General features: G+C 72.8%; 20 protein-coding genes, 1 tRNA gene and 1 pseudogene. 12 read left to right on the top strand and 10 right to left on the bottom strand.

Annotated elements, in window-relative coordinates:
* Positions 1 to 77 precede the first annotated feature (77 nt).
* Positions 78 to 938, bottom strand: a complete 861-nt coding sequence (locus tag ACFYWL_RS03315; RefSeq protein ID WP_386966556.1) for a hypothetical protein — start codon at positions 936 to 938, stop codon at positions 78 to 80.
* 243 nt (positions 939 to 1,181) lie between these two features.
* Between ACFYWL_RS03315 and ACFYWL_RS03310 the strand changes: the two genes are divergently transcribed.
* Both ACFYWL_RS03310 and ACFYWL_RS03305 read left to right on the top strand, forming a co-directional pair.
* Complete coding sequence (locus ACFYWL_RS03310) at positions 1,182 to 2,447, top strand: aspartate kinase (protein ID WP_077937963.1); 1,266 nt, start codon at positions 1,182 to 1,184, stop codon at positions 2,445 to 2,447.
* A 4-nt stretch (positions 2,448 to 2,451) separates the two neighbouring features.
* Positions 2,452 to 3,513, top strand: a complete 1,062-nt coding sequence (locus ACFYWL_RS03305) for an aspartate-semialdehyde dehydrogenase (RefSeq protein ID WP_386966552.1) — start codon at positions 2,452 to 2,454, stop codon at positions 3,511 to 3,513.
* A gap of 63 nt (positions 3,514 to 3,576) precedes the next feature.
* On the opposite strand, the gene ACFYWL_RS03300 is transcribed toward ACFYWL_RS03305, so the two are convergent.
* Positions 3,577 to 4,953 (bottom strand): diguanylate cyclase, encoded by a 1,377-nt coding sequence (locus tag ACFYWL_RS03300; protein WP_386966774.1) that lies wholly within the window; start codon positions 4,951 to 4,953, stop codon positions 3,577 to 3,579.
* 242 nt (positions 4,954 to 5,195) lie between these two features.
* On the opposite strand from ACFYWL_RS03300, the gene ACFYWL_RS03295 reads away from it, so the two are divergent.
* The 7 genes from ACFYWL_RS03295 to ACFYWL_RS03265 all read left to right on the top strand — a co-directional run bounded on the left by ACFYWL_RS03295 (position 5,196) and on the right by ACFYWL_RS03265 (position 10,732).
* Positions 5,196 to 5,975: a phosphodiesterase gene (locus ACFYWL_RS03295; RefSeq protein WP_386966550.1), complete on the top strand. Its 780-nt coding sequence runs from the start codon at positions 5,196 to 5,198 to the stop codon at positions 5,973 to 5,975.
* Position 5,976: 1 nt separating this feature from the next.
* Positions 5,977 to 6,609, top strand: coding sequence for a histone deacetylase (locus tag ACFYWL_RS03290; RefSeq protein WP_386966547.1), 633 nt, complete (start codon positions 5,977 to 5,979; stop codon positions 6,607 to 6,609).
* A 265-nt stretch (positions 6,610 to 6,874) separates the two neighbouring features.
* Positions 6,875 to 7,333: a lamin tail domain-containing protein gene (locus tag ACFYWL_RS03285; RefSeq protein WP_386966545.1), complete on the top strand. Its 459-nt coding sequence runs from the start codon at positions 6,875 to 6,877 to the stop codon at positions 7,331 to 7,333.
* 237 nt (positions 7,334 to 7,570) lie between these two features.
* Complete coding sequence (locus ACFYWL_RS03280) at positions 7,571 to 8,071, top strand: hypothetical protein (RefSeq protein WP_386966542.1); 501 nt, start codon at positions 7,571 to 7,573, stop codon at positions 8,069 to 8,071.
* Positions 8,072 to 8,080: 9 nt separating this feature from the next.
* On the top strand, positions 8,081 to 8,581 hold the full coding sequence (locus ACFYWL_RS03275; RefSeq protein WP_386966540.1) for a GNAT family N-acetyltransferase: 501 nt from the start codon (positions 8,081 to 8,083) through the stop codon (positions 8,579 to 8,581).
* A 125-nt stretch (positions 8,582 to 8,706) separates the two neighbouring features.
* Positions 8,707 to 9,366 (top strand): HNH endonuclease family protein, encoded by a 660-nt coding sequence (locus ACFYWL_RS03270; protein WP_386966537.1) that lies wholly within the window; start codon positions 8,707 to 8,709, stop codon positions 9,364 to 9,366.
* 115 nt (positions 9,367 to 9,481) lie between these two features.
* Entirely contained in the window at positions 9,482 to 10,732 is a 1,251-nt protein-coding gene (locus ACFYWL_RS03265) for an FAD-dependent monooxygenase (protein ID WP_386966534.1), read from the top strand.
* Here ACFYWL_RS03265 and ACFYWL_RS03260 read toward each other — a convergent pair.
* A complete protein-coding gene (locus tag ACFYWL_RS03260) occupies positions 10,729 to 11,514 on the bottom strand; it encodes a helix-turn-helix domain-containing protein (protein WP_386966531.1) in 786 nt (261 codons plus the stop codon). The two genes, ACFYWL_RS03265 and ACFYWL_RS03260, sit on opposite strands and share 4 nt — an antisense overlap.
* A gap of 54 nt (positions 11,515 to 11,568) precedes the next feature.
* On the opposite strand from ACFYWL_RS03260, the gene ACFYWL_RS03255 reads away from it, so the two are divergent.
* A complete protein-coding gene (locus ACFYWL_RS03255) occupies positions 11,569 to 12,402 on the top strand; it encodes a siderophore-interacting protein (protein ID WP_386966528.1) in 834 nt (277 codons plus the stop codon).
* A gap of 21 nt (positions 12,403 to 12,423) precedes the next feature.
* On the opposite strand, the gene ACFYWL_RS03250 is transcribed toward ACFYWL_RS03255, so the two are convergent.
* The 4 genes from ACFYWL_RS03250 to ACFYWL_RS03235 all read right to left on the bottom strand — a co-directional run bounded on the left by ACFYWL_RS03250 (position 12,424) and on the right by ACFYWL_RS03235 (position 15,411).
* Positions 12,424 to 12,660 (bottom strand): hypothetical protein, encoded by a 237-nt coding sequence (locus ACFYWL_RS03250; RefSeq protein WP_386966525.1) that lies wholly within the window; start codon positions 12,658 to 12,660, stop codon positions 12,424 to 12,426.
* A gap of 2 nt (positions 12,661 to 12,662) precedes the next feature.
* A complete protein-coding gene (locus ACFYWL_RS03245) occupies positions 12,663 to 13,865 on the bottom strand; it encodes a helix-turn-helix domain-containing protein (protein ID WP_386966522.1) in 1,203 nt (400 codons plus the stop codon).
* Complete coding sequence (locus ACFYWL_RS03240; RefSeq protein WP_386966520.1) at positions 13,852 to 14,058, bottom strand: hypothetical protein; 207 nt, start codon at positions 14,056 to 14,058, stop codon at positions 13,852 to 13,854. Before ACFYWL_RS03240 ends, ACFYWL_RS03245 begins: the two co-directional genes overlap by 14 nt.
* Positions 14,059 to 14,208: 150 nt before the next feature.
* Positions 14,209 to 15,411 (bottom strand): helix-turn-helix domain-containing protein, encoded by a 1,203-nt coding sequence (locus ACFYWL_RS03235; protein ID WP_386966772.1) that lies wholly within the window; start codon positions 15,409 to 15,411, stop codon positions 14,209 to 14,211.
* A 408-nt stretch (positions 15,412 to 15,819) separates the two neighbouring features.
* Here ACFYWL_RS03235 and ACFYWL_RS03230 point away from each other — a divergent pair.
* Positions 15,820 to 16,855: pseudogene (locus ACFYWL_RS03230) on the top strand (tyrosine-type recombinase/integrase); the annotation flags it as partial.
* A 74-nt stretch (positions 16,856 to 16,929) separates the two neighbouring features.
* On the opposite strand, the gene ACFYWL_RS03225 reads toward ACFYWL_RS03230, so the two are convergent.
* Positions 16,930 to 17,003: transfer RNA gene (locus tag ACFYWL_RS03225), tRNA-Pro, on the bottom strand.
* A gap of 311 nt (positions 17,004 to 17,314) precedes the next feature.
* Complete coding sequence (locus tag ACFYWL_RS03220; protein WP_386966518.1) at positions 17,315 to 18,208, bottom strand: metallophosphoesterase; 894 nt, start codon at positions 18,206 to 18,208, stop codon at positions 17,315 to 17,317.
* Positions 18,209 to 18,233: 25 nt separating this feature from the next.
* Between ACFYWL_RS03220 and ACFYWL_RS03215 the strand changes: the two genes are divergently transcribed.
* Positions 18,234 to 18,689, top strand: a complete 456-nt coding sequence (locus tag ACFYWL_RS03215; RefSeq protein ID WP_386966516.1) for a GatB/YqeY domain-containing protein — start codon at positions 18,234 to 18,236, stop codon at positions 18,687 to 18,689.
* A 118-nt stretch (positions 18,690 to 18,807) separates the two neighbouring features.
* Here ACFYWL_RS03215 and ACFYWL_RS03210 read toward each other — a convergent pair whose 3' ends face one another.
* On the bottom strand, positions 18,808 to 21,255 hold the full coding sequence (locus ACFYWL_RS03210) for a penicillin-binding protein (protein ID WP_386966514.1): 2,448 nt from the start codon (positions 21,253 to 21,255) through the stop codon (positions 18,808 to 18,810).
* Between the last annotated feature and the right edge of the window lie 326 nt (positions 21,256 to 21,581).

Raw genomic sequence — 21,581 nt, 5'->3', positions numbered from 1 at the left:
GCATCCCGTATCGGACTTTCTGCCCAACGGCGCGGGGTGGACAAATGTGGCCGGAGCCACCCGTAACGGACCGACGCTCAGGGCGTTGCCGTGCCCGAGGGGGCCAGCTCCGACGACGGCTCCGACGACAGTTCCGGCGAGGGCTCCGGTGCGGCGACGCCGAGCGGCTCGCCGTCGGTGACCGGGCCGGCGAGCTGCACCGTCGCGGGCCCCGGGCCGGCCGGCCCGGCCAGGACGAGCGTGCCGCCGGTGGTCCGCACGGCCGTCGGGGTGCCGTCCGGGGCGTAGCAGTAGATGCCGACGTCCAGCGGGGCGTTCAGCGAGGCCGAGGTGGTGTCGACCGAGTAGCAGGACCCGGTCGCCCCCTGCGGCGGCCGGGCCGGGGAGACCGCGAGCGGGGCCCGCCGGTCGGTGAGCACCTCCAGCCAGTCGGTGAACGGGTGCTGCACCCGGGGGTCCAGCCGGTGGGGGACGGCGTCCATCGGGTCGCCGAGGCGTACGCAGCTCGCCGGCTCCGGCCGGCCGGCCGACGGCAGGCCGCACTGGTAGAGCCCGTCGGCGGTGGCGGCGAGCGACACGTCCGCCGTGCCGCCCAGCGCCCCGCCCGGCACGTCCACCCGCCAGGTGCCGTCGACGGCGCTGGTCACCACGATCGAGCGGTCGGAACCGGTGCCGTCGGCGAGGGTGTAGCGGGCGGTGAAGCTGCGGTCCTGGGCCGCCGCGGCCAGGGCGGCCAGCTCGTCCCGGGCGGCGTCGGCGGCGGCGGGCGCGGGGTCGGTGGGCGTCGGCGGGGCCGGCGCGGGAGCCGGATCGTCGGCGCAGGCGGCGAGCAGGGCCGGCAGGAGGGCGAGCGCCGCGACGCCGGTCAGGCGTCGGGCCGGCGGAGTGGGCCTGGGGACGCCGGTCGGACGCCGGCCCGCGCGGAGGTGGGCGTGCACCGGGTCATTCTGCGGTGCGCGGGCCGCGCCCGTGACCCCGCCGACGCCGTTCGGCCCGCGTGTCGCGTACTCCTCGGTGAGCCGGGACGGGCGCGGCCGGGCCGGCCGGGCGGGCCGGATGGTGGGATCACCTGACCCGGCCTTCCGGGCCGCCGGATACCCTGATGGGGTCTGACAAGGTGCCACCGGCTGGTTGCCGGCGGTGCGACACGCTCGAAGGACGCGGGGAGGGAGTGCACCGTCGTGGCACTCGTGGTGCAGAAGTACGGCGGATCCTCCGTCGCCAACGCCGAGCGGATCAAGCGGGTGGCCGAGCGCATCGTCGCCGCCCGCAAGGCCGGCGACGACGTGGTCGTGGTGGTCTCCGCCATGGGCGACACCACCGACGAGCTGCTCGACCTGGCCAACCAGGTGAGTCCGCTGCCGCCGGGCCGCGAGTTGGACATGCTGCTTACCGCCGGGGAGCGGATCTCCATGGCGCTGCTCGCCATGGCCATCCACAACCTGGGGTACGAAGCCCGCTCGTTCACCGGCTCGCAGGCCGGCGTGATCACCACCTCCGTGCACGGCAAGGCGCGGATCATCGACGTCACCCCCGGGCGGCTCAAGGGCGCGCTCGACGAGGGCGCGGTGGTCATCGTCGCCGGCTTCCAGGGCGTCTCCCAGGACACCAAGGACGTCACCACGCTGGGCCGGGGCGGCTCGGACACCACGGCCGTGGCGCTCGCCGCCGCGCTGCACGCCGACGTCTGCGAGATCTACACCGACGTCGACGGCATCTTCACCGCCGACCCCCGGATCGTGCCGAACGCCCGGCACATCCGCCACGTCACCTACGAGGAGATGCTGGAGCTGGCCGCCTGCGGCGCGAAGGTGCTGCACCTGCGCAGCGTCGAGTACGCGCGGCGCGCGGGGCTGCCGATCCACGTCCGCTCGTCATACTCGACCAACACCGGCACGATGGTCACCGGATCGATGGAGGACCTTGCTGTGGAACAGGCACTGATCACCGGCGTCGCCCACGACCGCAGCGAGGCGAAGATCACGATCGTCGGGGTGCCGGACGAGCCGGGCGCCGCCGCGCGGATCTTCGACACCGTCGCCAGCGCCGAGATCAACATCGACATGATCGTGCAGAACGTGTCCACCGAGGGCACCGGCCGCACGGACATCTCGTTCACGCTGCCGAAGACCGACGGCCCGACCGCCATGGCCGCGCTCAGCAAGATCCAGGAGCCGGTCAAGTTCAAGGGCCTGCTCTACGACGACCACGTCGGCAAGGTCTCCCTCATCGGCGCGGGGATGCGGTCGCACCCGGGCGTCGCGGCCGGCTTCTTCGCCGCCCTCGGCGCGGCCGGCGTCAACATCGAGATGATCTCCACCTCCGAGATCCGGGTCTCCGTGGTCTGCCGGGACACCGACCTCGACAAGGCCGTCCGGGCCATCCACGACGCCTTCGAGCTGGGCGGCGACACCGAGGCCATCGTGTACGCGGGGACCGGGCGGTAACGCCGTGCCGGCGCGGCCCACCCTCGCCGTGGTCGGGGCGACCGGTGCCGTCGGCACCGTCATGTGCGAGCTGCTGTCGTCGCGGCGCGACGTGTGGGGCGAGATCCGGCTGATCGCCTCCGAGCGGTCGGTGGGGCGGCGGGTGCGCTGCCGGGGCGAGGAGCTGACCGTCGGGGCGCTCACCCCGCAGGCGTTCGACGGCGTCGACGTGGCCATGTTCGACGTGCCCGACGAGGTCTCCGCCGAGTGGGCCCCGGTCGCGGTGTCCCGGGGTGCGGTGGCGGTCGACAACTCCGGCGCGTTCCGGATGGACCGCGACGTCCCGCTCGTCGTCCCCGAGATCAACCCCGAGCAGGTGCGCAACCGGCCGAGGGGGATCGTCGCCAACGCCAACTGCACCACCCTCGCGATGATCGTGGCGATCGCCCCGCTGCACCGCGAATACGGGCTGCGCGAGCTGGTCCTGGCGTCCTACCAGGCGGTCTCCGGGGCGGGGCAGGCCGGGGTGGACGCCCTGCACCTCCAGCTCGGCAAGATCGCCGGGGACCGGGTGCTCGGCTCCCGCCCCGGCGACGTGCGGCAGGCGGTCGGCGACGAGCTGGGGCCGTTCCCCGCCCCGCTGGCGCTCAACGTGGTGCCCTGGGCCGGCTCGCTCGCCGACGGCGGGTGGTCGTCCGAGGAGCTGAAGATGCGCAACGAGTCGCGCAAGATCCTCGGGCTGCCCGACCTGAAGGTCTCCGCGACCTGCGTACGGGTGCCCGTGGTCACCGGCCACTCCGTGGCCGTGCACGCCGTCTTCGCCACCGAGGTCGACGCGGAGGGCGCCCGGGAGGCCCTGCGCAACGCCCCCGGCGTGATCCTGGTCGACGATCCGGCCGCGGGGGAGTTCCCGATGCCGATCGACGCCGTGGGCACCGACCCGTCCTGGGTCGGCCGCATCCGCCGCGCCGTCGACGACCCGCGCGCCCTCGACCTGTTCGTCACCGGCGACAACCTGCGCAAGGGCGCGGCCCTCAACACGGCCCAGATCGGCGAGCTGCTGGCCAAGGAGCTGACCGTCCGCTGACGCCGTGTGCGGCCTCTGGGACCGCTCAGGCGGCGGCCACGGGCTCAGTCGCGGTGGGACCGCTCAGGCGGCGGCCAGCCGGACACCGTCGCGCCCCTGGCGCTTGACCGCGTAGAGGGCCTGGTCGGCGCGGCGCAGGGTCTGCTCGGACGACTCGCCGGGCCGGGGCAGGGCGACACCGACGCTGATCGTGCGGCCGGTGCCCCGCGCCGCCTCGGCCAGCCGCTCGGCGATGCGCACGGCCTCCTCGGGGCGGTTCACCTCGATCACGGCGACGAACTCGTCCCCGCCGATCCGGTACAGCTCGTCGCCCTGGCGCAGCGCCGCCTCCAGCGCCCGGGCCAGCCCCACCAGCAGCCGGTCCCCGGCCTGGTGGCCGTACGTGTCGTTGACCGCCTTGAAGCCGTCCACGTCGATGGCCAGCAGCGCCGTACGCCCCGGGGTGGCCCGCGCGATGCGCTGCCCGAACGGCCCGGTGTGCGGCAGCCCGGTCAGCGGGTCGGAGCTGGCCTGCTCGCGCAGCCGGGCCAGCGTGCGCAGCCGGTCCAGGCACGTCCACGCCTGCCCGGCGAGCAGCTCCATCAGGTTGACCGTGGTCGGGTCGGGCCGCAGCAGCCGCTCGTCGGCGACCAGCAGCACCCCGCCGCCGTCGGGCGGCCCGACGGGCACCGCCACCAGGGTGCGCACCCCGGCGTCGGCGAGCGGCCGGTACTCCTCCGTGGGCGGGTGCCCCGCCTCGCCGAGGGTGTAGCCGACGCCGTGCCGGTGGGCGCGGGCCACCATCCGGTGCAGGGCCGGCCCGCCCGCCTCGGTCAGCTCGGCCCGGATGCGGGACTCCAGCTCGCCCGGGGCCCCGGTGGGCGCGCCCAGCCGGGGGCCCGTCCCGCCGGCCAGCAGGAGCACGGCCGCGGAGAGGGTGGAGACCTCCCGGGCCGCGCAGATGGCGGCCGTCATCAGGTCCCACTCGGTGGGGGCGGCGGTCAGCGCGGCGGCGTGGCGCAACAGCTTCTCGCTGCGGGTCTCGGCGGGCGGGCCGCCCAGGGCGGTGATCCGGGCGCCGAGCCGGGCGGCGACGCGTTCGGCGGTCTCCCGCCACGGGCCCAGCTCGACCGGGCCGGACCACTGGAGGTCGAGGACCCCGATGGGCCGGCCCGCCGGGTCGAGCACCGGCACGCAGACCTCGGCGGTCACGTCGGGGCGTACCGGGAGGTAGTCGGGGTCGGCGGCCACGTCCTCGACGGTGGCGGGCTCGCCGGCGGCGTACACCCGGCCGACGACGCCGGCCTTCGGCGGGACGGTGGCGAAGACCTGCCACGCGCCGGTGGCGGCGACGCAGCGCAGCCGGTCGCGCACCTGGAGCAGCACGGAGATGGTGGCCGGCGCGTACCGGGCCAGCGCGGTGACGGTCCACTGGCACGCCTCGACGGCGGTCGACGCCATCGGCAGGCGGACCGTGACGTCCCGGACGACCCGGTGGTGATCTACGCGCACGTGGTTCCTGACAGGGGAGGGAAGGGGCCCGACCAAGCGTACTCACCGCAGCTCAGCGAGCTGTCGCCAAGATCATTTAGCTTCGTACACATGTGCTATCCACAGGCTGTGGACGCGGGGTGTGGACGCGGGCCGTGGGCGGCGCGCGGCGGCGCTAGCCTGAGGGCACCGGTCGACCTGGAGGCACGCGGATGCTCATCGCCCAGCTCAGCGACACCCACCTCACCACCGGTCCGCTCGCCGCCGAGCCCGCCGCCGCGCTGCACCGGGCGCTCGGCCGGGTCCTCGGCCTGCGCCCCCGGCCCGGCCACGTCGTCATCACCGGGGACCTCGCCGAGCACGGCAGCCCCGAGGAGTACGTCGCGCTGCGCGACCTGATCGCCCGGTTCCCGGTGCCGGTGCACCTCGTCGCCGGCAACCACGACGACCGCGAGTCGCTGCTCGACATCTTCGGCGGCACCCCGCACCTCGGCGGCGGCTACCAGGCCCACTACGCCGTCGAGCAGCCCGACGCGACCATCGTCGTCCTCGACTCCCTCAGCCCCGGCGAGCCGGCCGGCCGGCTCGGCCCCGAGCAGCTCGCCTGGCTCGACGAGACGCTCGCCCGCCGGCCCGAGCTGCCCGCCGTCGTCTGCCTGCACCACCCGCCCGTCCCGGTGGGCCTGCCCTACCTCGACGGCATGCGCCTGCTCGACGGCGACGACCTGGCCACGGTGGTGGCCGCCCACCCGCACGTCGTCCGGGTCCTCGCCGGGCACGTGCACCGCCCCGTCACGGTCGGCTTCGCCGGCACGGTGCTGACCACCGCGCCGAGCACCTGGCGGCAGTCGTCGCTCACCCTCGACGAGGGCGACGAGATGGGATACGCCCTCGAACCCACCGCCTTCCTGCTGCACCTCGTCGCCGACGGCGGCTGCGCCACTCACACCGTGCAGGTCAGCCACGCGGCGGCCCGCACCGGCGCGTACTGACGTGCGCGAACTTCTCTGGTACGTCGCGTACGGCTCGAACATGCACGCCGACCGGCTCGGCTGGTATCTGGGCGGGGGACGGCCGCCGGGCGGGCTGCGGACGTACCCCGGATGTCGGGACTGCCGGCCGCCCTGCCGGTCGGCGGCGGTGCTGGTGCCCGGCGGCATCTACTTCGCCGGGGAGTCCCGGGCCTGGACCGGCGGGATGGCCTTCTACGATCCGGCGCTGCCCGGCACGGCGGCGGCGCGGGCCTGGCTGCTCACCCGGGAACAGTTCGCCGACGTCGCCGCGCAGGAGATGTACCGGGAGCCCGGCGGCGACCTCGATTTGATCGGGGCCGCCATCGCCCACGGCCGGGCCACCCTCGGCCCCGGCCGGTACGAGACGCTGCTGTGCACCGGGCTCCGCGACGGCGTGCCGATGCTGACCTTCACCGCGCCGTGGCAGGCGGCGGACGTCGAGTGGACCGCGCCCGCCCCCGGGTACCTCGCGATGCTCGCCGCCGGCCTGCGCGAGGCGCACGGCTGGGCGCCGGCGCGCATCGCCGGCTACCTTGCTGCCCGGCCCGGGGTGGCCGGCCGGTGGGACCGCGCCGCCGTCGACGCGCTGGTGGCGGCCACGCTCGCCGGGTGAGGGCCGCCCGCCCGTCCGGGGTGTCGCCGCCGCCGTTCGCGTCCCGGCCCGCCGCCGTTCGCCCCGCGCCGTCCCGCCGTTCGCGCGGCGCTTCGGCACCGTTCGCGCGGGCCGGCGGTGCCTTCGGCCGTGATCGGTGGGCCCCGCGGGCGTAGTTGCCGACGCGGGCCCCAAACCGTCCACAGTGGTCGCCTGACGCCGATAGCCTCTGCTCACGTTCCGCGCCGGCACCCATCGAGGTCCGGCCGTCAACATGTGGGGGATCGTGTTGAAGAAGAGGCTGACCGGCATCGCCGTCGCTCTCGCCGTCACCGTCGGTAGCTCGCTCACCCTGGCCGCGCCCGCGCAGGCCGCCACCCCGGCGATCCAGATCACCAAGGCGTACTACAACTCGCCGGGCACCGACGACCGGTCGAACAGCAGCCTGAACGCCGAGTACGTGAAGCTGACCAACCGCAAGACCACGACCGTCAACCTCAAGTCGTGGACGCTGCGCGACAAGTCGAGCCACATCTACAAGTTCACCAGCGACTTCAAGCTCGCCGCCGGGGCCAGCGTCACCATCCACACCGGCAAGGGCACCAACACCTCGACCCACCGGTACTGGGGATCGGGCGCGTACATCTGGAACAACACCGGCGACACCGCGTACGTGCGCGACACGGCGGGCAAGCTCATCGACTCCTGCTCGTGGGGGAGCAGCGGCAGCTACACCAACTGCTGACGCTGTCCGTTGGTCGGCCGGCTCTCATGAGGGGGGAGCCGGCCGCCAGCGGCAGACCCTCCCGGCGCTGCGCGGGCCCGCGCCGCCCGCCATGATCGCGCTCGATCGCGGATCGAGTGGTCTCGGTCCGGCCCGGAGGCCACTCGATCCCGTATCGAGCGTGACCTTGAACGGTGGCCCACGCCGGGGCCGGGCTCGGCGCGCCGTACGCCGGGTGGGTCTGCCATCCTGGGGGCGATGACGACGACCTGGGGACACCTGCCCGCGCCGGCCCGCGAGATCGCCCGGGCGGCCACCGACGCCGTGGCCGCCGCCCGCGCCCGGGACACCGAGGCGTACGACGAGGCGGCCGACCGGCTCGCCGGGGCGGACCGGTCCGGCCTGGTCCTCGGCGCGGTGGTCCGCCTGCTGCTGGAGGACACCCACCCCGACGGGCTGGACGGCGACGACGTCCGGCAGGTGCTGGAATCGTGCGTGCGGGGCGCGGCGAGCTGGCGGCCCGACGTCGACCCCCACGTGGTGCTGGTGCTGCTGGCCGGCGCGCTCGGCGTGTACGACCCGGACGACGACCCCACCCCGCCCGACCCGGCCGCGCTGGCCCGGCACGCGCCGCTGCTCCTCGCCGACCTGCTGGCCGCGCGCGCGTCGGAAGGGCTTCCGACTGCGCCGGACCGGCCGCTCGACGGCCTGCTGGCCGCCGCGTTCGCGGAGATCCGGCGCACCGAGCTGAACGACTGAGGCGTACGCGTGCTGCTCCGGGACGTCGACGCCGGTGACGTCGAGGCGTACCGCCGGATGCGCTGCGACCCAGTGATGATGGCCGACCTCGGCGGGCCGATGCCGGCGGAGTCCGTGGCCGGCCAGCTCCGGCACGACCTGGACCTGGTGGCGCGCGGTGCCGGCCTGATCAAGATGATCGTGCCCGACCCGGCCGATCCGACGGGCGTCGCCGGCACGGTGACCCTCCACCGGCACGCGATCGACGGTGCGCCCGCCGCCGAGATCGGCTGGATGGTGCTGCCCGAACACCAGGGGCGGGGCGTGGCCGGGCGGGCGGTCCGGATGCTGCTCGACGAGGCCCGGCGGGCGGGCGGCTGGTCTCCGGTGCACGCCTTCCCAGGAGTCGACAACGCAGCCTCGAACGGCCTCTGCCGGTCGCTCGGGTTCGCCCTGCTCGGGGAGCGGGAGACGCCGTTTCGGGGACAGGTCTTCCGGACCCGGCACTGGGTGCTCGACCTGCTTGCCTGAGGCGCGGCGGAGCCGCCTCGGGTGAGGGTTCGTGAAGCGTTCACCTGCGGGTCCTGGTTGTGGGAATGTCGCCTCTGTCTATATACATGGGAGACGATGCATCCCGCCTACCCGGACGGAGCACCATGAACCGCACGCCGCGCGCCGCCGCGATCACCCTCGCCGCCGCCCTCGCCGCCACCATCGGCCTGGCCGACCCCGCCTGGGCCGCCAGCTACTCCGCGCCCCTGCAGACCGCCGTCGCGGCCCTGCCGGTGGCCACCGAGATCCGCACCGGCTACAGCCGGGACCTCTTCCCGCACTGGATCGACGCCGACGGCGACGGCTGCAACACCCGCAACGAGGTGCTGCTCGCCGAGGCGGTCACCGCGCCCACGATCAGCGGCACCTGCACCCTCTCCGGCGGGCGCTGGTACTCCTACTACGACAACGCCTACTGGACCGCCACCGGCGACGTCGACATCGACCACATGGTGCCGCTCGCCGAGGCGTGGGACTCCGGGGCGCGCAACTGGTCCACCAGCCGTCGCCAGGCGTACGCCAACGACCTGGGCGACTCCCGCCCGCTGGTCGCGGTCACCGACAACGTCAACCAGTCCAAGGGCGACCAGGACCCGGCCACCTGGATGCCGTCGTACAGCTCCGCCCGCTGCCGCTACGTCAACGAGTGGGTGGCCACCAAGACCCGCTGGCGGCTCACCGTCGACACGGCCGAGAAGAACGCCCTGACGAGCTGGGCGAACTCCTGCCCCAACGTCACCATCTCGGTGACGTACGCGTACTGAGCGGCTCGCGTCGGTTGGCCGGGGCCGCGGTGCGGCCGCAATCTGGCGACTTTCCTGCACCCGTCGTCGGCTTATCGGTGGTGGGAAATGCGCCGGCGAATCGACGATTCGGGTCATGGCAACAATTGACAAGGGAAAGCGGGCCCTGGTCGTCGGGCTCGGCATCAGCGGCATCTCCACCGCCATCCGGCTGCGCTCGATCGGCTGGGATCCGCTGATCGTGGAACGGGCGCCGGCCCGCCGTGGGGGCGGCTACTTCCTCGGCGTTTTCGGCGCGGGCCAGGACGCCGCGCGCAGGCTGGGCATCCTGGACGCCATTCCGGACCGGGCGGCGGCGGACACCGCCACCTTCGTCGTGAACCGCACCGGTGGGAAGCGGCGCGGACTGGGGTTCACCGACCTCCCGGTCCGGCTCCGGTGCATGCTGCGGGGCGACGTGGAGAGGGGCGCGTTCTCGGCGTTGCCCGACGATGTGGAGATCCGGTACTCGACCTCACCGACCCGGATCGAGCAGGACGACGACGGTGTCGACGTGACGCTGGAGCAGGACGGCGTCGCCGGCACCGAGCGCTTCGATCTCGTGGTGGGCGCCGACGGCGTGCGATCCACGGTGCGCCGCCTCGCGTTCGGCCCGCATGCGCAGTTCCTGCACCCGCTCGGCTACATGGTCGCCGCGTGCCTGCTGCCGCACCCGATCGCCGGCATGGGCCCCCACGAGGGCGCCACCCTGCTCGAACCGGGCCGTGCGCTATGGATCTTCCCGATGGAGGATCACCCGCCGTCGGCCTTCTTCTCCTACCGTACCGACGACGTCGACCGCGAGTTCAGCGGCCGACCCGTCGACCGGCTTCGGGCCGCTTTCGGGCCACAAAAGTACGGTCGTCTGCTCGGCGCGGCGCTCGACGTGTACGAGGCCGCGGAGCAGCCGTTGTTCGACTCGGCCGAACAGGTGCGGATGCGCAGGTGGTCGACGGGCCGGGTGGTGCTCGTCGGGGACGCCGCGTGGTGCCTGACCGTCTTCTCGGGCATGGGAGTGTCGTCCGCCATCGCCGGAGCCGACGTGCTGGGCACCATGTTGCAGCGCCACGGTGACCGGGTGGTCCCGGCCCTGCAGGCGTGGGAGGGCCACCTGCGGCGGCCCATCGAGTCGTACCAGCGCGCCGGGGTCGACATGATTCCGTTGTTCACGCCGGAGACCCGGCGTCAGATCAAGGTCCGGCACGCCTTCGAGGTGGGCGAACGGCTGCCGCTGATCGGCCAGGCACTCCGCTGGATCTCCCGTGGCGAGCACGTCGAGAAGGACCAGGACATCGCCCTTGTGCAGCACGACGGCCCCGCCCTCGTGGGGCGGGTAGCGCCCGGCTAACCGGGCCGGGACCGGAGATCGGCCTGGTACCGGCCCGGTGTCTGACCGACCACCTCCGTGAACGCGTCGATGAAGCTGGACGGGTTGGACCAGCCGCACGTCGTCGCGGTGGCGGTGACGGACCGGCCCTCGGTGAGATGCATCAGCGCGTGGTGCACGCGGAGCATGGTCCGCCAGCGGTGGAAGCTCATGCCCAGTTCGGTGTTGAACAGTCGGCTGAGCGTCCGCTCGCTCGCACCGGCGGCCCGGCCGAGAACGGCGAGCGTGGTGTTCTGGCCGGGGTCGGCGTGCAGCCGGTCGGTCACTGCGCGCAGCCGGTCGTCGGTCGGCTCCGGCAGGTGCAGCGACGGCTCGGAGGTCTCGGCGAACTCGTCGACCAGGACCGCCCGCAACCGCTCGTAGGCACCGGGCCGCGTCTCGGGGCGGTCGGTCAATGCCAGGAACGTCTCGCGCAGCAGTGGGGTGACCGTGCACACGCTGGGACGCCGGGGCAGGTCGCCGCAAAGGTCGCGCGGGATCACGACGAGCCGGACGTCGGTGTGGCCGAAGGAGCGATGGGAGTGCTCGAAGCCCGGCGGGGTCCACGTGACCCGGTTGGCCGGGGCCACCCACGTCCCGCGTTCGGTGGTGGTGGCCAGGGCGCCGGCTGCCGCCCACAACAGCAGACCGTCCCGGTGCTGGTGGCGGTCGAGGACGAAGCCATGCGGGAGCCGCCCCCAGCCGGCGGGGGCCGCCAGCCGGAACGAGCCGCGAGGCGGCACATCTTGGCGGGATTCAGGCATCGGCTGTCAGTCTATCGGTGGCCGGCAATCCTGGGCCCGCCCAGGATTGCCGGTATGAGTGGCGTATCACTGGCGATGATCGGCAAATATCGGCGCCCCGTTCAACGGCGGATGCTGGCGCTGACCGTACTGGCGCGGAAACGCATCAGTCCGCACTTCGTTTCCATCACGGTCGGCGGGGACGATTTCGCGCACCTCACGCAATCCGGTTACGACCAGTTCGGTCGGCTGTTCTTCGGCCCGCCGGGCCAGGGCGAGGTGACCCTCCCCACCAGCGACAAGTGGATGCGTCAGTACGTACTCCTGCCGGCCCGGCGTCGCCCGCGGACCCGGATGTACTCGATCCGGCGTTTCCGGCCGGAGGTCTCCGCCTTCGACATCGAGGTGGCCGTACACGAGGAGACCGGTCAGGGGCCCGTGGCACCCGGCACCTCCTGGGCGCTGTCGGCCGAGCCCGGCGACCGGGTCGCCTTCCTCGACGAGGGCTACTGCTACCTGCCCACCCCCTCTGCCACCTGGCAACTGCTGGTCGGCGACGAGAGCGCGCTGCCGGCCATCCTCGCGATCCTGGAGAGCGCCGGACCGGATCTCCCCACCGAGGTCTTCGTCGAGGTGCCCACCAGCGAGGACATCCGGCACGAGGTGACCGTGCCCTCCGGCACGACGATGCACTGGCTGCCCCGCGACGATCCCGACCGCAAGCCGGGCACGCTGGCACTACAGACCGTGCGGGACGCCACGCTGCCCCCGGGCCCCCACTACACCTGGACGGCCGGGGAGTCGGCGCTGCCCACTGGTCTTCGCAGGCATCTCGTCACCGAACGTGGCGTGCCGAAGTCCGATATCGCCTTCGTCGGGTACTGGCGGCACGGCCACGCCAGCCCCTGATCAACGGCTCGTGCGCGGCGATCATGAAGGACGAGGTCGGTTGAGCCGGCTACCGGCTGGCTGGGCTGCTGTACTCCGCTGCTGTGCTTCCTCGGCGGTGTCGATGACGTTGCGGGCGGCGGTGGCCACGGCGCATCCCGACGTCCGGCAGATCGGGCAACGCCCGTCGGTGCCGGGTTGGTGGTCGCGGAGGATCTGGCGGGCGGTGAGGGCCAGCCGGTTGCGGATCTGGGCCAGGGACAGGAACGGCGCGGTCATGGTCAGGTCACCCCGAGGACGACGGCGAGTTGGATGATGGTGGCCGGGGCGTGTGGGTGTCGGGCGACCTGGGCGACGATGTTGCGGGCGGCGGGGCGGTGGCGTACCTCGGCCGGTGCCGTCCGGTCGGCCTCGGCCAGGACCCGCGCCGCGTTGGTGGGGTCGTCGGTGTAGAGGTAGGCGCGGGCGGCGTCGAGCAGGTGCGCGGCGCGGTGTTCGGCAGGTAGCCACCGCCATCCCACCCGCTTGGTGGCTCTCCTGTGCCAGACGACCGCTTCGTGGGCGTTGCCGAGGTCGAGGGCGGCGGCGACCCGGGCCAGGTCGACCGCTGCCGGCCCGAACGAGGTCCGGTGGTGGTCCTGACCGTCGCCGACACGAGCGGCCACGGCGGCGGCCTCGTCGATCAGGTCGGCGGCGGTGCGGTCGTCGCCGTGGCGGGCGGCGGCCAGGGCCGCCTGGACGAGCAGCGTCCCGTACAGCGACAGCTCCGGCGGTTGCGCGTCGTCGGGGTCGGCCGGGGCGATCCGGTACGCGGCGGCCCGGGCCGTCGACACGGCTGCCTGTGTCCGCCCGTAGGCGCGGAGCGCCTGGCCGAGTTGCACGGTGGCGGCGGCCACCAGGATGGGATCGCCGGTGGCGGTGAGCATGGCCCGGTCGGCGGCCAGCCAGGCAAGCTCGGCCTCGCCCAGCTTCGTCAGCAGCGACGCGGTCACCCGGTACGCCTCCACCAGCGTTGCCCGCGCCTGCTCAGGGTCGTCGGCGTGCGCGCGCTGCGCGCCGGCCAACAGCTCTGGGACCATCGCGGTCACCCGCGCGTACCGGGCGTACTGGAAGCTGACCCACGTGTGGGCAGCATCCCGCGCGAGTCGATCCGCCGGCACCACGGCACGGTTGCTGACCGAGCGACCCACCGCGATGTCGTACGTCGACAGGGCCTCCCGGACCTGCTCGACGCCCTCGACCCGCCCGGTCACGTCGGCGGGCTGGGTGTCCCGGCCCAGCAGCACCGCTGCGTCGATCCGCAGCACGGCGGCGATGTCGTGCAGGGTCGAGACCCTGTCGAGGGATCGGACGCCCCGTTCGACCTTGTCCACCCAGCTCTTGGACTTGCCGAGCCGATCGGCGAACACCTGCTGCGACAACTGCCGCCGCCCCCGCCAGTACGCCACCCGCCGGCCCACCGGCAACAGCTCAAGGCCGTTCACGACGCCACCGCCGGTCGGGCACCGCCCGGGTGGTCTCCTCGGCCGGTATCCGTTCGGCCTCGGCCTGCGCCAGGATCCGCCGTCGGGCGGCTTCCCGTTCCGCCTGCTGGATCTGCTCGCCCCTGCTGCCCTCGACCGGACCGGTGTCGCCCATTCCCCACCTCCGCTGGTAGGGGCGCGACGGCGTGCTCATGGAAGGACCAACACCGCCGCACCCGGCTCCGAGCGGGTTACGGCGATCTGGTGTGTTCGCGCGCCGATTCCGCTCTCGTTCACAGCATTGAGCGATCGGGCGGTTACTCAAAGATGTTGGGTGTCCGCTGGGCGGGTTGGCTGTCCTCTGTCAGCCCGCGGGCCGGTACGCCTCGTACACCTCGCGCAGCGCCGACGCCTCCGCCGTGTCGGTTTGCTCAACCCGTCGCAGCACCTCGCGCGCCCGCCACCAGTTCGACGGTGCCACCCGCCCAGAACGGATCGCCTCGGCGGCGACCGCGCTGGCCTCGTCGGGCTGGTCGGCAGCGACCAAGGCCAGGGCCAGGTCGAGGCGGGCAGACGCAGACCGCCGTGGCCGGTCGCCTCCGTCGCCGCGCGGGTCCAACTCCGCCAACGCCACCCGGGCCACCTGCTCGGCAGCCGGGTCACCCGCCCACGACAACGTCGTCGCCGTGTACGCCAACGCCTTCGTCGGGTCGTACCGGTAGTGGTGCTCGGCTCGCTCCGGGACGGGCAGGTTCGCGGTCAACCGTTCCAGGCGGTCCAGCGCGTCACGGGTCCGCCGCACGTCACCCACCCGCGCCCACCCCCGCGCCTCCTGCGCCGTCGCCTGGATGTGCGCCGAGCTGCCCCGAGGTGCCACCTGTTGGGCCTGCTGAGACAGGTCGATCGCCTGCCGATGCTCACCCTGGGTGAGCCGGTCCCACGCCCAGGTCTCCAGACACCACGCCTGGATCTCCGCATGCTCGGCATGTTCGGCGAGCGCCGCAGCGGCGACCAGGTGCGCGCCCGCTGCGGAACGCTGCCGAAGGTCGATGTGCACCGTCGCACGCAGCACGGTCAGCCACCCGCCGGCGACAATCAGACGCCGCCGCTGCGCCAAGGTCCCCCGGCCGTCAAGCAGCCGGCCCACGTACGCCAGGTGTCTGCGCACCATCGGCAGCAGGTCTGCCGGCGGGGTCGTCGCGTACGCGCTGGCCAGGTCGTCGACGCTGGCCTCGATCCGGGCGAGCGTCTCGGCACTCACATCACTGGCCCGCACCCGGGCAAGCAACTCGTCGGCCTCAGCATCATGGTCGACAGGCTGACCAACGAGCCGCGCGAGCGCGCCGCCAGCCTGAAGAACCTCATCGAGATGCCGGGCCGTCTCGGGCGTCGGAGCCTTCGCACCCGTCTCCAGATCATGGAGATGGCTCTTGCCCCGGTGCGCGAGCTGCCCGAACGCCCGCAGCGACAGACCCCGCTCGGCACGCAGAGCCCGTAACTGGGCCCCGAAACGCGGATCGACGTGCGACACAACGGCGCTCCCAGCCGGAATGACGAAGCCGGTCAGCTCTCGTCAGCGGACAGCCACTACTGACGGTACATCGAGGACTGATTGAACGTAGCGACCGCCGCTCGCCGGCCCGGCCGGTCACCGCTTGGCGACGATCTATGGTGCCGCTGTGCCTCCTGATGCCCGACGCCGACACGAGTGAGTAGCGCTCGCATTCGGCCGGACCCTCACCACGGGCCCGGGCGACGCCTTCCGGGCGCACTGCTCGGCCGCCGCCCAGCCGACGAGGGCCCCACACCGGCAGGCCCCCGGCCTGCCGGCAACGCCGGCCCGAGGGGTCGCAGAGGCTCCGGGGTCAAGGGCGGCCCGCAGGGCCGTCGCGTAGCGACGCGAAGCGCCCTTGACCTTGGAGGGGCGGCCCCGCACACCCCGCGCCGCATGCCCACCACGGCCGGCGGTGACTCGCCCAACGGCGCGGCGGTCCCGACACTCGGCGACTATCTGGCCTATTGGCACCGGGAGGTCGTGCGCCCCAACCTCGCGCCGCTAACCTGCGCCACCTACGAGACGATCCTCCGGCTGTACGTGATCCCCGGCCTCGGCGGGAAGCGGCTCGACCGGCTCCAGGTGCGCGACGTGCAAACCTGGATCAACGAGGTGGCCCGCACCTGCCAGTGCTGCGCCCAGGGCAAGGACGCCCGCCGCCCGGAACTCAAACGGCGCTGCTCCGCGCTCGGCCGGTGCTGCGGTGATGTGCCGTCCGCCCGCACCGTCAACGACGTCCGGGCGTGCTGCGCTCCGCGCTCAACCACGCCGCCACCGAGGAACTGGTCACCCGCAACGCCGCCGCCCTGGTCAAGCTCCCACCGGTCCGCCGCCGCCGGGGCCGGGCGTGGACCAGCGACGAGGCGCGTCGGTTCCTGGAGTCCGCGGGGCCGACCGCGATCCGTTGTACGCCGCGTACGTGCTGATCCTGGTGCTCGGTCTGCGCAAGGGTGAGGTGCTCGGCCTCACCGGGGACGCCGTGGACCTGGCGGCGGGGGAGTTGTCGATCGGCTGGCAGTTGCAGCGGGTCGGCGGGCGACTGCTGCACCGGGAGACCAAGACGCAGACCTCGGATGCCACCCTCCCGCTGCCGGACATCTGCGCGGCGGCGCTCGACCTCCGTCAGCAGGCGAGGAAGGCCGACCGCGACGAGGCGGGCATCGCCTGGCAGGGCTCGCCGCTGCTGTTCACCACCCGCTACGGAACGCCGGTGGAGCCGCGCAACTTCAACCGGTCCTGGGACGCCCGCTGCGCCCGCGCCGGGGTCCGGAGGATCACCGTGCACGACGCCCGGCGTACCTGCGCGACCCTGCTCGTCGACCTGGACGTGCATCCGCGCGTCATCATGCAGGTGCTCCGGCACGCGGAGGTGTCGGTGACGATGGAGATTTACTCGCAGGCGTCCTCGGACGCCACCCGCGACGCGCTCAAGCGCCTCGGCGAGAGCCTGCGCTGACCGCTGCTGTACTCCACTGCTGTACAAAGCACTAGAGGGCACATCCGTCGATAGGATGTGCCCTCTGACCTCTGTCGGGGTGGCCGGATTCGAACCGACGACCTCTTCGTCCCGAACGAAGCGCGCTACCAAGCTGCGCCACACCCCGAGGCGTGCGGACAAATAGTAGCCCACCCCGTCCGATGGTCAAACTCGGTACCCCCACCGCCCCGCCGGGCCCCGGTGCGCCCCTGGCCGATGTCGTAAACGACTCAGCTCCCTAGCGCCCCGAGCAGCCCTGACGTCCCGGAGCGGCCAGACGCGGGCAGCTCCGGTGCCCGCCCCGACCGTGACCGTCGCCCTCGGCTCAAGGCGGCGGGCACGCCCGGGACAAGCCCGGGACGCCGCCCGTAGGCGGCGTACGTCACACTCGTCGCCACCGAGCCGACAGCCGACAGCGGGCAGCGGGCAGCGGAAGCGTCAGCGGGGGATCAGGGTGAGGATGCTCGCCTCGGGCCGGCAGGCGAACCGGACCGGCGCGGTCGGGTGGGTGCCCAGCCCGGCCGAGACGTGCAGCCAGGCGTCCGAGTCCGGCCAGCGGTGCAGGCCCTTCGCCATCGACCGGGGCAGCCCGCAGTTGGTCACCAGCGCCCCGAAGCCCGGCACGCAGACCTGCCCGCCGTGGGTGTGGCCGGCCAGTAGCAGGTCGAAGCCGTCGGCGGCCATCTCGTCGAGCACGGCCGGCTCGGGGGAGTGGGACAGCGCGATCGACAGCTCCGCCGACGCCGAGACGGGGCCGGCGACGGACGGGTAGTCGTCCCGCGCGATGTGCGGGTCGTCGACGCCGACCAGCTCGATCAACCGCCCGCCCGCCTTGAGCGTCGTCCGGGCGTTGTTCAGGTCCGCCCAGCCGGCGCCGGTGAAGACGTCGCGCAGCTCGTCGTACGGCAGCTCGGCGCCCTCGCTGTACTCCCGGTCGGGCAGGAAGTAGCTGAACGGGTTCTTCAACACCGGCCCGGTGTAGTCGTTCGAGCCGAACACGAAGGCCCCGGGGAAGTCCAGCAGCGGCGCGAGGGCGCGCAGCACACCGGGCACGGCCCCCGGGTGGGCCATGTTGTCGCCGGTGACGACGACCAGGTCCGGGTCGAGCGCGGCCAGCGAGGCCACCCAGTCCTGCTTGCGCCGCTGCTCGGGCATCATGTGCAGGTCCGACAGGTGCAGCACGCGCAGCGGCTCGGTGTCGGCCGGCAGCACCGGCACGTCGAACCGGCGCAGGGTGAACAGGTTGCGCTCGACGAGTGACGCGTACGCCAGGGTTGCCGCCCCGGCCGCGACGACGCCCGCGCCGAGTCGGAATAGTGTGCGCTTTCGCATGCCGTTCAGGGTAGTTTCACCGGTCATGAGCACGCTGAAGGACCGCCTCACCGCCGACATGCGCGCCGCCCTGAAGGCGCGCGACGAGCTGACCACCTCCACCCTGCGGATGGCACTGGCGGCCGTCGGCACGGCCGAGGTCGCCGGCAAGGCCAAGCGCGAGCTCACCGACGACGAGGTGCTCGCGGTGCTGACCAAGGAGGCGAAGAAGCGGCGCGAGGCCGCGACCGCCTTCGCGGACGCCGGGCGCGCCGAGCAGGCCGCGAAGGAGACCGCCGAGGGCGAGGTGCTGGACCGGTACCTGCCGAAGCAGCTCTCCGACGACGAGCTGGCCGAGCTGGTCGCGGGGGCGCTCGCCGCGGGCGGCTTCACCGGGAAGGCGCAGATGGGCCCGGCGATGAAGGCGGCCCAGGCCGCGGTGGCCGGCCGGGCCGAGGGGGGCCGGGTGGCCGCCGAGGTACGCCGCCAGCTCGGCCTCTGACGCGGGTGCCGGCTGCCCGGTGCACGGGCTGCCCGGCAGGCGGGCCAACGAGAACGGGCGGGCACCCCCGGTGAGGGGGTGCCCGCCCGTCGTCACACGCGGTGCGGGTGCGGCCCGGTCAGCCGTTGCGACCCGGGCGGCCACCCTGGCCGGGCGGGTTCCCGGGCCCGCCGCCGGTGCCGCCGTTGGCCGGCGGGCTGGCGGGGGTGTTGCCGCTGCCGCCGCTGACCTCGATGACCACCACGCCGCCCTTGATGGTGCGCCCGTTGGGGCTGGTGCCGGCCGCCTGGCCGGCCGCGCAGCTCGACGGCACCCGGGCCGAGGAGACCACCGGGTCGAAGCCGGCGCCCCGCAGCCGGTCCTTCGCGGTCTCGACGTCCACGCACTTCACGTCGGGGATCGAACGCTGGTCACCCTCCATGATCTTGCCGCTGGGCGGGGTGAACTCGATGCCCTTCTTGCCCTTCATGGCGTCGCGCAGCGTCTCGTACACCGGGGGGTTGATGCCCGTCGGGGTGTCGTGGCCCATCTGCTGGTTGGTCTGCGGCCAGTCCGGGTCGGCCATGATGCCGGCGACCGAGTACTGCTTGGTCATCGCGACCAGCGACGAGGTCTTCTCCGAGTCGGTGGTGCCGGACTTGCCGGCTACCGGCTTGCCGACGATGCCCCGAACGTTGCCAGCGGTGGCACCGGTGCACCGGGTGGTGGACGACCGGTCGCCGACCGGGCAGCGGGCCGCGTCGACGGCCGCGCGGGCGACCTCGGTGCTGATCCGCTGCTCGCAGCGCGGGTTGGCGATGTCGAGCTTCTTGCCGTCCGGGCCCTTGATCTCCTGCACCGGGATCGGCTCGCAGTACTTACCGTCGGCGGCGAGGGTCGCGTACGCGTTGGCCAGGTCGAGCGGGGTGGTGGCCGACACGCCGAGGGTGAACGCGCCCCACTGGTGCGCCGCCTCCTTGTTGTTGGCGAAGTCCGCGTCCTCGCTCGAACGGAACTGGATGCCCAGCTTCTGCGCCGCCTTGACCACGTTCTCCGCGCCGACCTGCTGCTGGAGCGGGACGAAGAAGGTGTTCACCGAGCGGCCGAACGCGCTCCACATGTTGTGCACGCCGGCCATCGACTCGACCGAGTTGGTCGGGCAGTAGAAGTGGCCCTGGCAGGCTGCGGGGCTGCTGGGGCTGATGATGTATTCCGACTTGAACTGCTTCGGCGAGTTGATCGTGTAGCTGAGCGGGATGCCCTTCTCCAGGGCGGCCACGATCGTGAAGATCTTGAACGTCGAGCCGGCCTGGTATCCCTTGATGTCGCCGCCGCCGGTGAGCAGCGGGTTCACCGTGTTGGGGTAGTTGCCGCGGATGTTCTTGCTGCGCTTGCGCGGGTCGCTGCTGAGCTTGTTCTGCGGCTTCTTCGGGTCGTCGATCTTGAAGTTGCGGTTCACCGAGAGCGCGCGGACCCGGCCGGTGCCCGGCTCGACGACCGCGACCATCCGGGCCGCCTTGCTGTTGACGCCCAGGTTCTTGCGGACGGCCTTGTCGGCGCCGTTCTGCGCCTGCACGTCGAGGCTGGTGACGACCGTGTAGCCGCCGCTCTTGAGCCGCCGCTCCCGGTCGTACGAGGTCGAGCCGAACGTCTCCTGCTGCATCCACCAGCGGTAGAAGTAGTCGCAGAAGAAGCCCCACTCCTTCTTGTTGGTGGCGACGCAGCCGTTCGGGGTGGTCTTGTCCTTGATCACCATCTTGGCGGCCTTGGCCGCCTCGCCCTCCTCCTTGGTGATCGCGCCGATCTTGATCATGTTGTCGATCACGTAGTTGCGCCGGTCCAGGGCGAGCGGGTAGCCCGTCTTGGTGGTCGGGTCGTTCGTGCTCGGGGCCTTCACCATGCCGGCGAGCATGGCCGCTTCCTCGATCTTGAGTTTGCTCGGCGGCTTGCCGAAGTAGACCTGGCTGGCGGCGTAGACCCCGTACGCGCCGTTGCCGAAGGAGGCGAGGTTCAGGTAGCGGGTGAGGATCTCGTCCTTGGAGAACTCCTTGTCGACCTGGAGGGCCAGCCGCATCTCCCGCAGCTTGCGGGCGCTGGTGTCCTCGGTCGCGGCGACGACGTCGGCCGGGTGGGTGGCCGAGTAGGCGATGGCCAGCCGGACGTACTGCATCGTCAGCGTCGACGCGCCCTGCTGGGAGTTCGCGCCGGACTGGTTGTTGACGAAGGCCCGCGCGATGCCGTTGAGGTCGACGCCGTTGTGCTTGTAGAAGTCGTGGTCCTCGGCGGCGATGATCGCCTTCTGCATGTACGGCGAGATGTCGGCGAGCTTCACGTCGCGCCGGTTCTCGTCGTACATGGTCGCGAGCGGTGTCTTGCCGTCGGAGGCGAGCAGGTAGCTGATCTGCGGCGCGCGGGCCACCGTCAGCTCCTTGGGCAACGCCCCGAAGGTCTCAGCGCCGGCCTTGGCGGCCAGCCCGGACATCGCCACCGCGGGGAAGGCCGCCGCCGCGACCACCACGCCGGCCAACAGGCCACAGATGAGTAGCGATGCGGCGTTGGTCAGCACATTGTGGTCACGTTTCCGCATCCAGGTCACCTCGACAGGGTACGCGAGTAGGGAACGAGGGGCGCTGGGGCGTCTTTTCCCCATTTCCTGCGCGCGCCGACCTCGTTGTGCTAAACGCACGAGCCCTGGTGCGGGGTTGCGCGGATCCGCGACGAGTCTCCACCGAACGGAGGAGCGGCGCAGCGTTTTCACGTACTGCGGCCGGGTAGACGGGGGCCGAAGGCCCGGGAAGCCGGGAGTGTCCGTAATGATGGATTTTGCCGACAACGTTGCGTAATCGTCCAACTACAGAGCATGATGGTTGGGGCGACAGCCACACGTCGTCCGTGCCGCCCTGGGGAGGCCGG

This window comes from Micromonospora sp. NPDC002575 (assembly GCF_042889525.1).
GTDB lineage: Bacteria > Actinomycetota > Actinomycetes > Mycobacteriales > Micromonosporaceae > Micromonospora > Micromonospora carbonacea.
Note: the sequence above shows the minus strand (reverse complement) of the source record. Positions and strands in the feature narration are given on the sequence as shown.

Bases quoted from the DNA above. Each gene is read 5' to 3' on its own strand.
- ACFYWL_RS03240 (WP_386966520.1), bottom strand. From the start codon at position 14,058: ATGAGCACGCCGTCGCGCCCCTACCAGCGGAGGTGGGGAATGGGCGAC.
- ACFYWL_RS03220 (WP_386966518.1), bottom strand. From the start codon at position 18,208: ATGCGAAAGCGCACACTATTCCGACTCGGCGCGGGCGTCGTCGCGGCC.
- ACFYWL_RS03270 (WP_386966537.1), top strand. From the start codon at position 8,707: ATGAACCGCACGCCGCGCGCCGCCGCGATCACCCTCGCCGCCGCCCTC.
- ACFYWL_RS03300 (WP_386966774.1), bottom strand. From the start codon at position 4,953: ATGGCGTCGACCGCCGTCGAGGCGTGCCAGTGGACCGTCACCGCGCTG.
- ACFYWL_RS03215 (WP_386966516.1), top strand. From the start codon at position 18,234: ATGAGCACGCTGAAGGACCGCCTCACCGCCGACATGCGCGCCGCCCTG.
- ACFYWL_RS03265 (WP_386966534.1), top strand. From the start codon at position 9,482: ATGGCAACAATTGACAAGGGAAAGCGGGCCCTGGTCGTCGGGCTCGGC.
- ACFYWL_RS03295 (WP_386966550.1), top strand. From the start codon at position 5,196: ATGCTCATCGCCCAGCTCAGCGACACCCACCTCACCACCGGTCCGCTC.
- ACFYWL_RS03255 (WP_386966528.1), top strand. From the start codon at position 11,569: ATGAGTGGCGTATCACTGGCGATGATCGGCAAATATCGGCGCCCCGTT.
- ACFYWL_RS03210 (WP_386966514.1), bottom strand. From the start codon at position 21,255: ATGCGGAAACGTGACCACAATGTGCTGACCAACGCCGCATCGCTACTC.
- ACFYWL_RS03280 (WP_386966542.1), top strand. From the start codon at position 7,571: ATGACGACGACCTGGGGACACCTGCCCGCGCCGGCCCGCGAGATCGCC.
- ACFYWL_RS03260 (WP_386966531.1), bottom strand. From the start codon at position 11,514: ATGCCTGAATCCCGCCAAGATGTGCCGCCTCGCGGCTCGTTCCGGCTG.
- ACFYWL_RS03250 (WP_386966525.1), bottom strand. From the start codon at position 12,660: ATGACCGCGCCGTTCCTGTCCCTGGCCCAGATCCGCAACCGGCTGGCC.